This window comes from Proteiniphilum sp. (assembly GCF_040307845.1).
Classification (GTDB): Bacteria; Bacteroidota; Bacteroidia; order Bacteroidales; family Dysgonomonadaceae; genus Proteiniphilum.
In genome coordinates, this window is sequence record NZ_JAWRIS010000065.1 from 16,697 (window position 1) to 30,072 (window position 13,376).

Below are 13,376 nucleotides of genomic sequence, written 5' to 3' on the forward strand. Positions count from 1 at the left end.
ATATACAGTGATCAATTACAGTAAGGGCTGCCTTGCGGGCGGCTTTTACTGTATATTTTACCATTCAGTATTTTAATTTTTCGAAAGTGTGGATTGTTTTAGCGTTTGTTTCGGCATTCTTTTTAGGATGCTATGATATTTGTAAGAAAAAATCGGTGAACGGAAATGCGGTCGTACCGGTACTGTTCCTGAATACACTGTTCTGTACATTATTATTATCCCCCCTTTTTGTCCTTTCCCGCTATTTTCCCGGAACACTTTACGGATCAATTTATTATGTTCCGGATGTTGATTTCGAGACGCATATCTACATATTCGTGAAATCGGTTATTGTACTATCGTCGTGGCTTTTCGGCTATTTCGCAGTGAAACATCTTCCGCTGACGATCACAAGCCCCATCAATGCCACACGTCCTGTGATGACGCTGGTCGGAGCATTGTTGATTTTTGGTGAACGATTGAATCTGTACCAAACTATCGGTGTTCTGCTCACGATTGTTTCCTTCGTCTTGCTATCCGTTTCCGGTAAAAAAGAAGGAATCCGCTTCACACACAACAAATGGATATTCTTCATCATACTCGCGGCTGTTTTGGGTGCCGTGAGCGGTTTATATGACAAATACCTGATGCAGCGTTTCAGTTTCATCGCCGTTCAGTTCTGGTATAACCTGTACCAGTGCATACTGATGGGAATAATTGTCCTGTTGCTATGGTATCCCAGAAGAAAAGTGAATACCCCCTTTTCCTGGAAATGGAGTATCCTGCTGGTATCATTGTTTTTAACTGTTGCCGATTTTGTGTACTTCTATGCGCTTTCATTGCCCGGCGCAATGATCTCCATCGTTTCGATGGTACGCCGGAGCAGTGTCTTGGTCTCCTTTGCCGGTGGTGTCCTTTTCTTCCATGAGAAAAACCTGAAAGGGAAAATTATCGATCTCTCCTTGATCGTTTTGGCAATGATTTTCCTTTATCTGGGTACGAAATAGTTGGGATTATATTCGATTCTGCTATTTATCCTGTTCTTTCAGTAAGATGCCTAATTCATCCAATTGCTCCTGTTCCACATGGGAAGGCGCATCGATCATCATATCGCGTCCGGCATTGTTTTTCGGGAAGGCAATACAATCGCGGATGCTGTCCAGCCCTGCGAAGATAGAGACAAACCTGTCCAGTCCAAAAGCAATTCCTCCGTGGGGAGGGGCTCCATACTGGAAGGCACTCATCAGAAATCCGAATTGCTCCTGTGCCCGTTCTTCAGTAAATCCGAGTACAGAGAACATCTTCTTCTGCAGCCCGCTGTCGTGGATACGGATAGAACCTCCGCCTATCTCCACGCCATTGATCACCATATCGTAGGCATTGGCGCGAACTGCGCCGGGATCGGTGTCCAATAATGCGATATCTTCCGGTTTGGGTGAGGTGAATGGGTGGTGCTTCGCAAAAAAGCGATTCAACTCTTCATCTTTCTCCAGTAACGGAAAATCAGTTATCCACAGGCATTTATAATTGTTCTTGTCCCTCAGTCCCAGACGGGTTCCCATTTCTAAGCGCAGCTCACATAATTGTTTCTGCGTTTTTTCGGTTTCTCCGCCCAGTATCAGCACTAAATCGCCCGGTTGGGCGCCACATCTCTCCGCCCATTTTTGGAGATCTTCTTCTGTATAGAATTTGTCGACCGACGATTTCAATGAACCGTCGTCATTATATCGCAGATATATTAATCCCTTAGCTCCTATCTGGGGACGTTTTACGAAATCGGTCAGTTCATCCAATTGCTTGCGGGTGTAGGAAGCGCATCCTTTCGCACAAATGGCGGCTACGTATTCTGCGGAGTCGAATACCCCGAACTCCCTTCCTACGGTTAAGTCTTTTATCTCCGTAAAAGTCATTTCAAAACGGGTATCCGGTTTGTCCGACCCATATAACTGCATGGCATCGGCATAACTTACACGTGGAAAATCGGGTACTTCTATATTTTTGATCGACTTGAACAGGTGCTTGGTCAGTCCTTCAAAGATTTGTAGTACATCTTCCTGGTTGACAAACGACATTTCACAGTCGATCTGAGTGAACTCCGGTTGCCGGTCGGCTCTCAGGTCTTCATCGCGGAAGCATTTTACGATCTGGAAATAACGGTCGAATCCCGATACCATCAGCAACTGTTTAAACAATTGTGGCGATTGGGGTAGGGCGTAGAACTCACCCGGATTCATACGGGAAGGGACAATAAAGTCGCGTGCCCCTTCGGGGGTAGAGCCGATGAGTACCGGTGTCTCCACTTCTAAGAATCCCCTCTCATCTAAGTAGCGGCGTGTCTCGAAAGCCATCTTGTGGCGTAATTCCAGATTTTGTCTTACCACATTGCGGCGCAGATCCAGGTAACGGTATTTCATCCGTAGTTCGTCACCTCCGTCAGTCTCGGTTTCGATGGTGAAGGGAGGTGTTTTGGAAACATTCAACACATTCAGCTTTGAGACAATGATTTCAATGTCTCCGGTGGGAATATTTGGATTTTTACTACTGCGCTCTTTCACAGTACCTGTGATTTGGACTACCCACTCACGTCCCAGTTTGTTGGCCTGGTCACAGAGATCGGGATTCAGTTCCTGATTGAACGACAGTTGTGTAATACCATACCGGTCGCGCAAGTCTATAAAGGTCATCCCTCCCATCTTGCGGATTTTGGATACCCAACCGGCTAAAGTCACCTCTTTCTCTACGTCGGCCAACCGGAGTTCGCCACAAGTGTTGCTTCTGTACATAAGATACTATCTCTTGTTAATGTTTCACTGAAATTAGACTGCAAATTTACACAATATATCGCGTGAATCATGCGGTTCAATAAAAAAACCATTTAGATGTTGAGATTATTGGAAAATAGTTGTACTTTTGCATCCGATTTCGGGGTGTAGCACAGTCCGGTTAGTGTACCTGCTTTGGGAGCAGGGGGTCGCGAGTTCGAATCCCGCCACCCCGACGGTGATAATAAGGCACTTATCAGTTTTTTTCTGGTAGGTGCTTTTTTTAAAATTAAAAAGTTGTATAACTATATAACTTTACCTACAGTATCAACTTTGTACCACATAGCGGCTGCCATGGGGATGACGGTAGAGTTACGCCCTATTTAAGTATCTCGGCGAAATCTTCCAGGTTCTCATCCACGTATTGCGCGATAATGGAGATCTCCTCCTCTTCGGTATAGAAAAACTTCTCTTCCAGTTCATCGAACTGCTCAAAGTCGACATACATCGCTGTGAACTCCTCTTCGGTAGTCTCTCGTTCCAGTTCGGTACGATGGGTGTCATATATCTCTTTTGCCTTATAGAGGATTTTTGAAAATCCCTTTGCCCCCATCTGTTTCAACGCTTTGGCGACCGGATTGTCGAAGATATAACCTCCATAGCCATTCTGGATGAGTTGGACGAATCCACCCTCATTTACTTCTTCTGTAAAAAAACGAAGCGCAAGAAGCGTGTGCTGATACCCGTTCAGTAGATCCATGTTTTCTGCAGTGATCTCTCCTCCCAATGTTTCAAGATAAGCATCGGTAAACACTTTCAGGAATTCATCCATCCCTTTTTCGGCAGCCTCGATAAGCTTGCTTTCGTGAATCTGTATCATTTGAGTCTTGTTTACTTGTTGTAAGAGGAACATGCGGTAAAACGATTGTCCGGAGTCTTTGTTTTATCCGGCTGCCTCCGCGGAACAAAAGTAATAGTTTTTTCTTAAATGGCTTTGTAATGTCCTATTATTCGGGAGAAAATAGCTATATTTGCGTGCAATAAATCCTTCAAGAATAAAATTAAAATAAATAGTTTTAATCATATGAAAGTAAAACCTTTTAGAGGCATCCGTCCGCCGAAAGCATTAGTGAAAGAAGTGGCTTCGCGCCCGTATGATGTGCTGAATTCAGAAGAAGCCCGCAAAGAGGCCGGGGGAAATGAAAAGTCATTGTATCGTATTATCAAGCCGGAGATCGATTTCCCGGTGGGAAAGGACGAGCACGATGCAGACGTATATGAAAAAGCCGCCGAAAACCTGAAGTTATTCCGGAACAATGGTTGGCTTGTTCAGGATGATCAAGAGATGTATTATGTCTATGCACAGACGATGAACGGTAAAACCCAGTACGGTTTGGTGTTGGGTGCTTATGTGGAGGATTACATGACCGGGAAAATCAAAAAACATGAACTGACACGCCGCGATAAGGAAGAGGACCGTATGAAGCATGTACGGATCACCGATGCCAATATGGAGCCTGTCTTCTTCGCTTATCCCGATAACAGGGAATTGCATGGAATTGTGGATAAAGTCACGGCTCGTGAACCCGAATATGATTTTGTGTCGGCCGATGGGGTAGGACACCATTTCTGGTTAATTCCGGATGCAGAGACTGTTGGAAAAGTCACAGAAATTTTTGATGCCATTCCGGCAATGTATATCGCCGACGGACATCACCGTTCCGCTGCGGCCGCATTGGTGGGTGCGGAAAAAGCAAGAAACAATCCCAATCATAATGGGGATGAAGAGTACAACTATTTTATGGCGGTCTGTTTTCCCGACAGTCAACTGACCATTATCGATTATAATCGGGTGGTGAAAGACCTGAACGGACTCACTCCCGATGAATTCATACAAAAATTGGAGAACAACTTTGTAGTAGAACCAACCGGTTCCGAGATACAGAGACCGCAAAATCTCCATCAATTCTCCATTTATCTCGACGGTCGCTCATTTAGCGTGACGGCAAAGCCCGGGACGTATGATGATAACGACCCTATCGGTCAACTCGACGTGACCATCACTTCTAACTTGGTACTGGATGAAATACTGGGTATCAAGGATCTTCGCAGTGATAAAAGGATCGATTTTGTGGGGGGTATACGCGGGCTGGGCGAGCTGAAGCAACGGGTAGACAGTGGGGAAATGGCCCTTGCTATTGCCTTGTACCCCGTTTCAATGAAACAACTGATGGATATAGCCGATACGGGTAATATCATGCCTCCCAAAACTACCTGGTTTGAACCGAAATTACGCTCGGGACTTGTGATACATCAACTACACTAATAATATTTAATATACAACAGATCTATGGCACATCATGAATTGGACGAACTGGATGAAAAAATCCTTAGAATGATAGTGGATAATGCACGTATCCCTTTTCTGGAAGTGGCCCGCGCATGTGGCGTCTCGGGTGCCGCTATCCATCAACGGGTACAGAAACTTACCGGAATAGGGGTGATCAAAGGCTCCGAGTTTTTGCTGGATGCCGAAAAGATTGGTTATGAAACCTGCGCGTATGTAGGGATCTTCCTGACCTCTCCTTCTACCTTTGAGTATGTGGTAACCGAATTGGAAAAGATACCCGAAGTGGTGGAATGTTATTATACCACAGGCCAGTATGATCTTTTGGTCAAGGTGTTCGCGAAAAACAATAAAGACTTGTTGAGGATTATCCACGACGAATTGCAGCCGTTGGGATTATCGAGAACTGAAACTATGATGTGTTTTAAGGAAGGTTTCCGTAAAAAAATACCTATTCAATTTAGTGAAGAAGAATAAGAAAGCTGTTGAAAAGATAGTATAGTAAAATTACCATAATTATGATAACTCGTAGAAATTTTATTAGGAAAAGCGCCATGGGATTGACCGTATTGGCTGTGCCTCCAGTCTGGGCGGCCTCATCAGTAAGAGATACGGCTGCAAAAACAAAATTTGTTTCCAATCGCCCAGTAATGCGCGATCGCCATTTTACTTCAACGGCTGTTGAAGAGACCATTGCAAGAGTAAAAGCGAAGATAAAAGACCCGAAACTGGCATGGATGTTTGAGAATTGCTTCCCCAATACATTGGATACAACGGTAACTTTCAGTACGAAGAATGGTAAACCGGATACTTTCGTAATTACCGGCGATATCGATGCCATGTGGCTTCGCGATTCATCGGCGCAGGTATGGCCTTACGTATCGCTTACCAGATCCGATGCAAAATTGAAACAATTGATTGCAGGAGTTATCAACCGACAAACGCAATGTATCCTTATAGATCCTTATGCCAATGCCTTTTATGCCAATCCCAATCCGAATGGTGAGTGGAGGAAGGATCGTACCGATATGAATCCCATGTTGCATGAGCGTAAATGGGAAATCGACTCGCTCTGCTATCCGGTGAGACTTGCTTATAACTACTGGAAAATCACGGGTGACACTTCCGTCTTCGATACCGATTGGAAAAAGGCTATGGCGCTCGTGATCAAGACATTCAAAGAACAGCAACGCAAAGAGGGTCTTGGACCCTATAAATTTCAACGGGTAACGGAACGTCAATTGGATACTGTCAACAATGACGGATATGGTAATCCGGTCAGACCGGTGGGGCTGATCGTTTCCACATTCCGCCCGTCAGACGATGCTACTACCTTCCAGTTCCTTGTTCCGTCCAACTTTTTTGCTGTCACCTCGCTGAATCAGATCGCTGAGATTGCTGAGAAAGTTGTCGGTGATAACGCACTGGCAACTGAAAGCAAGGCGTTGGCCGACGAGGTAAGCAATGCACTTCAGCAATATGCTGTTGTAGAACACCCCAAATATGGAAAAGTATATGCTTTTGAAGTGGATGGTTTTGGGAATGCCTATTTAATGGATGATTCCAATATACCCAGCTTGTTGGCATTGCCTTATCTGGACGGTGTGGCACAGGATGATCCCATTTATCTGAATACGCGTAAACTAATTTGGAGCGAAGATAACCCCTACTTCTTCAGAGGAACGGCAGGGGAAGGGATCGGAGGTCCTCATATCGGATATGACATGATTTGGCCAATGAGCATTATCATGCGTGCACAGACCAGTAACAGTGATGACGAGATCCGGGATTGTCTGCGGATGTTACGCGATACCGATGGCAATACGGGCTTTATGCATGAGTCATTCCATAAGGATGATCCTACCCGGTTTAGTCGGAAATGGTTTGCCTGGGTAAATACCCTGTTCGGAGAATTGATCGTGGATCTTGAACGTGAAGGCAAAATGGATTTGGTCAATTCGATATAGCAAGATAATCTATAAAAAAGAATGAAAAGGAAACTATTTGTTATTGTAACAGCTTTGTCGCTGTCAGTGGTGTTTTTCGGAAGCGCAGCACACCAGCCGGAGAGTGCCCCGGTTGATTATGTAAATATTCTGATGGGGACTTTATCAGAGTTTTCTCTTTCAAATGGAAATACCTACCCGGCCATAGCAGTTCCCTGGGGAATGAACTTCTGGACACCCCAGACCCGCAAGATCGGCGATGGATGGCAGTATGTATATACGGACTACAAGATCAACGGGTTCAAGCAAACCCATCAACCGAGTCCCTGGAACAATGATTACGGACAGTTTTCCATTTTCCCGATGACGGACACGATGGAGTTTGACCAGGAGAAGCGATCCAGTTGGTATTCCCACAAGGCCGAAGTTGCCAAACCCTATTATTATAGTGTCTATCTTGCCGATTATGATATTGAAGCGGAGGTCACTCCTACCGAACGGGCTGCTATTTTTCGGTTTACATTCCCTGAAACGGACAAAGCCTTTGTGCTGGTCGACGCATTCGACAGGGGATCGGGAGTAGAAATTCTACCCGAAAAGAATGCCATCATTGGTTATACTACGCGAAACAGTGGCGGCGTACCCGAAAACTTCAAAAATTATTTTGTAGTGGTATTCGATAAACTGTTCCAATATAAGCAGGTAGTAAAAGATGGTAAGATCCAGAGACAGGGAAATAAGGCGGAAGCCGATCATACCGGTGCTTTCATTGGGTTTACTACTCAAAAAGGCGAGAAAGTGATTGCCCGGGTAGCTTCTTCTTTTATCAGCTACGAGCAGGCATGGCAAAACCTGAGAGAGGTGACCGGAAAAGATTTTGAAACCGTGAAGCAGGAAGGACGTGATGCATGGAACGAGGTACTGGGTAAAATAGAAATTGAAGGGGGTGACCTAGACCAACAGCGTACCTTCTATTCAACCCTTTATCGTTCTACCCTTTTTCCCCGCAAATTTCATGAGATAGACGCACAGGGAAATATCATGCATTACAGTCCCTATAACGGAAAAATCCTTCCCGGCTATATGTACACCGACACCGGTGTATGGGATACATTCCGTGCACTATTTCCCTTGTTGAACCTGGTATACCCGTCGGTAAACGTGGAGATACAGCAAGCATGGGTGAATACCTACAAGGAAAGTGGCTTCCTGCCTGAATGGGCAAGCCCCGGGCACAGGCAGAGCATGATCGGTAATAATTCGGCTTCGGTGGTGGTGGATGCTTACCTGAAAGGGTTGCGCGGATATGATATAGAAACACTGTATGAGGCCCTGTTACATGGGACCGAGAATGTGCATCCCAAGATTACGGCCACGGGACGTTACGGCCATGAATATTATAATACATTGGGGTATGTTCCCTATGATGTGGGGATTCATGAAAATGCCGCCCGCACGCTGGAGTATGCCTATGCCGATTGGACAATCTACAAACTGGCGAAGGAGTTGAACCGTCCCCAGGAGGAGATCGACCGCTTCGCCAAACGGAGTCAGAACTACCGTAACCTCTATTCGCCGGAATATAAACTGATGCGCGGCCGTAACAAGGATGGTTCGTTCCAGTCCCCTTTCAGCCCCCTGAAATGGGGAGATGCCTTCACGGAGGGAAACAGCTGGCACTACACCTGGTCGGTTTTCCATGATCCGCAGGGATTGATCGACCTGATGGGCGGCAAGAAGGAGTTTGTGAATATGCTCGATTCCGTATTTGTGATCCCTCCCATTTTTGATGATAGCTATTATGGTTTTCCGATCCATGAGATCCGTGAAATGCAGGTGATGAATATGGGGCAGTATGCACATGGTAACCAGCCTATCCAACACATGCTCTATCTTTATAATTATGCAGGTGAACCGTGGAAAGGACAGTATTGGATACGTGAGGTGCTCGATAAACTCTATAGCCCCAATCCCGACGGTTACTGCGGTGATGAAGACAATGGCCAGACCTCGGCGTGGTATGTCTTCTCTTCCCTCGGATTCTATCCGGTTTGCCCCGGTACCGACCAGTATGTGATCGGATCCCCTTTGTTCAAGAAGATGACCGTTCATCTGGAAAACGGAAAGACCATTGAGATCAACGCGCCGGATAACACTTGTGAAACGAGATACGTCTCCGATATCAAGATGAACGGAAAGGAATACACCAAAAATTACTTCACCCATGATCAGTTGATGAACGGAGCGAAGATTGATTTTTCTATGTCCGAAACCCCTAATAAAATGCGCGGTACAAAGGAGTCTGATTTCCCGTATTCATTCTCGAACGAAAAATAAATTTATAGCAATATCAAATAAAAAAAGTGTCGCCGGAAGTTATCGGATGGCACTTTTTCATTTTCTGTGAATATTCTCATTGATATGTTTTTTCAGGTCAGGTTCGTATAGTTTGCCCACAGGTATGCGCATATCGTTGGTAAGTAGTATCTGTTTGTTGCCGATGGATTTTATGGAAGAAAGATTAACGATAAAGGAACGGTGCACACGCAGGAATAAACCGGGAGATAACATCTCCTGATACGATTTTAGACTGCCAAGTGTCATAATAGGTCTTTTCTCATGTGAAAATATACGTACATATTCACTCTGGCTTTCGATGAAAATGATGTCTTCGATGGCAAGGGGAATTGTTTTATATTCCGACCGGACGAAAATGATATGTTTATTGCCTTGTCCTGTAGCTGCCCCCTGTATTAAGAGAAACTGGCGATACACTTTCTCCGCTGAATGCAGAAAATCCCGATAGTCGATCGGCTTCAAAAGGTAGTCGGTGGCATCTACCTTGAATCCTTCCAATGCATATTCGGAATGGGCTGTGGTAAACACAACCAATGGTTTTTGATTCATCTCCCGTATAAAATCCAACCCATTGATCCCCGGCATCTCTATGTCCACGAAAATTGCATCGGCTTTATTTTCGGAAAACCATTTTCCTGCCACTAAAGCGTTACGGAACGAGCCCGCCAGTTCAAGAAATTCCGTATCAAGTATATATCTTGATAATTGCTGGAGTGCCAGAGGCTCATCATCTATCGCTATGCATTTGATCTTCATGTTTTCACGGGAATATTGAGGTTCGCTATAAACACTCCGTTACCGGCGTACGTCTCCAGCATATAGTTGTCCTTTCCAAAAAGCAGTTCCAGTCGCTTTCGCAAATTATCCAGTCCCATGCCTGTTGTGGATATGGGATCCGTGGGCAAAGTATTTACCACGGAATAGAGAAGATGTTCGTCTTCAATGGTCATCTGCGAATGGATATACGATTTGCCGTTTATGTTAATTCCATGCTTGAAGGCATTTTCTATCAATGTGATCAGGAGTAGCGGCGGTATCTGGATATAGGGGATAGCCTGAGGATATATGGAAGTTATCTCCACATCTTCTGTATACCGTATCCGCATGAGCGCTATGTAGTTTTCTATAAATTCCACCTCTTTATCCAATGTGATCAGCGGTTTCTCGGCCTCATACAAAACATATCGCATCAGTTTGGACAGTTCGACTACCGTCCGCTTTGCCTTGGTTCCGTCGATGTCTATCAGCGCATGAATATTATTGAGGGTATTCATGAAAAAATGGGGATTTATCTGGGCTTTCAGATAGTTCAGTTCGGTGCGCAGTGTACGTTTTTCAAGTTCATCGAGTTGTTTGGCATCTTTAATCGACTTGAAAAGCAGGCTTATCGCGATGTTGAATCCTGACACCAATATCGCCATCAGCAATCCGTTGAGGTAGGGTCCCCATCTTTTGGGAAATTGCATCAATGGAGGGCCCTTTTTCCGGTCACCGGGGGGAGGAGGAGGTCCGGGATGATTCCCGTCATTTTTCCTGAAAATCTGCTCTTTTTTCGGATATGAACCGGGATTCAGGCTTTCTGTCACTATCGGCCCGGCGATAAACAGGAAAAGAATGGACAGGAGCAACAACCCGATATACAACAGATATTTTTTCCGGAACAGGAATTTGGGAATTAACAGATAGTTGTTCAGGAGAAAAAGTATGACAAACGGCAGTAGCCGTACCCAGAATTTTCTCACATCGTTCCAGTGGATACTACCCTCAAAGCTGTAACCGGCCAAAGGTATGATAAACATGATAAGCCATATAACAGCATATATCAGGTTTTCGAGTATGTATTGTTTTCTCTTGATCATTTGTGTGTTTGCCTCGGTTTAAAAGCAAATACCACCGTTACGCAAAGATAGCATAACAGTGGTATTATATGCTTACTTATGAAATTTATTGACCATTTATCTTACGGGCGCCCTCCTCCGCCTCCTTGGGATGTGCCCACTGTAGTGACGGCGCCGGCGGCTGATCCGGTAGTGAATGTACCGGCAGAGCTGCCTTTGGTGTAGGTTGCCCCAGTATAATAACCATGGAAATTGGTACCATCTGAAATGGAGCCTCCTGTATAAATCGTATATCCTGTACTTGCAGCAAGAGTCGAACTACTGAAAAGCATCGTCATTCTCGAAGAATAAGTTTTCGGCAGTTTGAACGTCAATACCTCCTTACCACCTGAAGTGGTTTCAATTCGTACATATTGGATATTGGATGTGGAGGAATGAAAAATCAAAGAACGTTGGGTGGAAGAACTGGCGGTAGGAGTGCTGGTATCTCCTCCGATACCGATGAGCGTACCTCCGGTAATCGTGAAACGGCTGTTGTCGCAGTCAAATCCTGCTTCGGGCTGTGTGGCCCCGGCAGCAATAACCACCCCACCGGTGACCGTAAGCGTGCCGTTTGAGTCGATGGCGTCATTGGTGGTACTGTTGCAATAGATATTTCCCCCGTTTATCTGTATATGTGTGGTGGCGTTGATTGCATCATCGTAGGCTTCAATATCTACTTCTCCGTCGTTGATGATAAGAGTGGCTTTGCTCTCTAATCCTTCGGCCTCGGTCTTGGAAGTGCGTATTTTAACAGTGCCTCCGTTGATGGTCAGGTTCCCGTCACTTTTGATTGCTTTGGCGGCTGTGTCATTGCTGCTGTTGTACACATATTGATCACCTGTTGTCGTAACTGTTACAGTACCTCCATTGATGATGAGCGTGCCATCGGCATTGATGCCTTTGCCTCCTTTGCCGGTACTCAATATCGTAAGGGTTCCGTCCTCCATGAGGAAATTGCCATCACACTTCACGCCTGCCGCTGATGAGATATCCAGTTCACTTGTATCCCAGATAGCATTTCCGGCAGTATTGATGGTGATACTCCCTTTACGGATGGTGGCATCTCCGGTAGGTTTGATGCCTTTTGAAGCTGCACCGTAAGTGGTGATGTCGATCGTTCCGGTGGATTCGATCTCCACATTCTGTTCCGTTTTGATGGCATGGCCTTTCTCGCCGGTTGTCACGATAGTGATGGCACCACCTGTGATTGATATGGGATTATCGATACTTTCACTTTGTATCCCGTCGCCTACCGACCGTACTGAAAGGGTGCCGCCCGAAAAGGTTATTTCGTCATTGGTATGGATTCCATCGCTGGCAGCCTCCTTGATATTGATGGTGCCTGCCGTCATCGTCAGTGCTCCATCCGTGGCAAGCGCATGCTTGTTCTTCCCGCGGATTTCAAGACTGCCGTTTCCTTCAACCACGACGTTGCCTTCGCTGAAGAATGTAGCTTTCATATCTTCCCCGTCAGTGTAGGTATATGTCGACCCGTCGATAAGCCGGTTGTTGGTTTTATCCACAAGGGTCACGGTGCATTTCTTCTTGTTTTGGATATTGATGGCGGCACCGGTGGAATTGGTTATCCCGACACCATTCAAGATCAGTCCGAACTTTTTCTCACCATATATTTTCACCGACCCGTCAGCAATGATTCCCGAAAGGACATAATTCAATTCCGTCTCGGTCAGTGTGGAGGTGATGGTGACATGCCCATTGTTGTTTTCTACCGTTACTCCGTTGTCTTCAAACGGGTTGGTGACCGTTGCGCCACTTGTGGAGAACGCGATCAAGACAGCATTCTCATAACTAACAGTTTGGGAGTTCGGATTAAGGTCATCGTCTTTCGTATCACCCGTATCTTCAGGTACTTCAGGATCTTCCGTTTCTGTCTGTTCCGTCTCATCCGGATCCAATTCATCTATATCATCTGTACTGCAAGCGTACATTATCAGTACGACGAGACTCAGATACACTATCAGTAGTAAATTTTTCTTTTTCATGTTGCGTCGTTATTTATTATATTGATAATTCGACGCAAATATAATGACAATCTATTACAGATGTTAAAACAATCAACGAACAGCGCTTTTTTGTCAACGAA

General features: G+C 45.3%; 10 protein-coding genes and 1 tRNA gene. 6 read left to right on the top strand and 5 right to left on the bottom strand.

What is annotated here, in order from left to right; all coding sequences use genetic code 11:
• Positions 1 to 86: 86 nt before the first annotated feature.
• Complete coding sequence (locus tag ABV001_RS17095) at positions 87 to 986, top strand: EamA family transporter (RefSeq protein ID WP_352423923.1); 900 nt, start codon at positions 87 to 89, stop codon at positions 984 to 986.
• Positions 987 to 1,007: 21 nt separating this feature from the next.
• Here ABV001_RS17095 and aspS read toward each other — a convergent pair whose 3' ends face one another.
• Positions 1,008 to 2,762 (bottom strand): aspartate--tRNA ligase, encoded by a 1,755-nt coding sequence (gene aspS, locus ABV001_RS17100; protein WP_352423924.1) that lies wholly within the window; start codon positions 2,760 to 2,762, stop codon positions 1,008 to 1,010.
• Positions 2,763 to 2,902: 140 nt separating this feature from the next.
• On the opposite strand from aspS, the gene ABV001_RS17105 reads away from it, so the two are divergent.
• A tRNA-Pro gene (locus tag ABV001_RS17105) sits at positions 2,903 to 2,977 on the top strand.
• A gap of 143 nt (positions 2,978 to 3,120) precedes the next feature.
• On the opposite strand, the gene ABV001_RS17110 is transcribed toward ABV001_RS17105, so the two are convergent.
• Positions 3,121 to 3,621, bottom strand: coding sequence for a DMP19 family protein (locus ABV001_RS17110; protein ID WP_294080976.1), 501 nt, complete (start codon positions 3,619 to 3,621; stop codon positions 3,121 to 3,123).
• 204 nt (positions 3,622 to 3,825) lie between these two features.
• Here ABV001_RS17110 and ABV001_RS17115 point away from each other — a divergent pair, with 204 nt between their 5' ends.
• Genes ABV001_RS17115 through ABV001_RS17130 form a run of 4 tightly spaced genes read left to right on the top strand, consistent with a single transcriptional unit; the run spans position 3,826 to position 9,371 of the window.
• Entirely contained in the window at positions 3,826 to 5,067 is a 1,242-nt protein-coding gene (locus tag ABV001_RS17115; protein ID WP_352423925.1) for a DUF1015 domain-containing protein, read from the top strand.
• A 24-nt stretch (positions 5,068 to 5,091) separates the two neighbouring features.
• Entirely contained in the window at positions 5,092 to 5,565 is a 474-nt protein-coding gene (locus ABV001_RS17120) for an Lrp/AsnC family transcriptional regulator (protein ID WP_352423926.1), read from the top strand.
• Between the two features lie 41 nt (positions 5,566 to 5,606).
• Positions 5,607 to 7,055, top strand: a complete 1,449-nt coding sequence (locus ABV001_RS17125) for a glycoside hydrolase family 125 protein (RefSeq protein ID WP_352423927.1) — start codon at positions 5,607 to 5,609, stop codon at positions 7,053 to 7,055.
• Positions 7,056 to 7,076: 21 nt separating this feature from the next.
• A complete protein-coding gene (locus tag ABV001_RS17130; RefSeq protein WP_352423928.1) occupies positions 7,077 to 9,371 on the top strand; it encodes a GH92 family glycosyl hydrolase in 2,295 nt (764 codons plus the stop codon).
• Positions 9,372 to 9,428: 57 nt separating this feature from the next.
• Here ABV001_RS17130 and ABV001_RS17135 read toward each other — a convergent pair whose 3' ends face one another.
• The 3 genes from ABV001_RS17135 to ABV001_RS17145 all read right to left on the bottom strand — a co-directional run bounded on the left by ABV001_RS17135 (position 9,429) and on the right by ABV001_RS17145 (position 13,275).
• Positions 9,429 to 10,148, bottom strand: a complete 720-nt coding sequence (locus tag ABV001_RS17135; protein WP_352423929.1) for a LytR/AlgR family response regulator transcription factor — start codon at positions 10,146 to 10,148, stop codon at positions 9,429 to 9,431.
• Positions 10,145 to 11,251 carry a sensor histidine kinase gene (locus ABV001_RS17140; protein ID WP_352423930.1) on the bottom strand — a complete coding sequence of 369 codons (1,107 nt, stop codon included), beginning with the start codon at positions 11,249 to 11,251 and terminating at the stop codon, positions 10,145 to 10,147. The genes ABV001_RS17135 and ABV001_RS17140 overlap by 4 nt, the downstream gene beginning before the upstream one ends.
• 101 nt (positions 11,252 to 11,352) lie before the next feature.
• Entirely contained in the window at positions 11,353 to 13,275 is a 1,923-nt protein-coding gene (locus tag ABV001_RS17145) for a carbohydrate-binding domain-containing protein (protein WP_352423931.1), read from the bottom strand.
• Positions 13,276 to 13,376 lie beyond the last annotated feature (101 nt).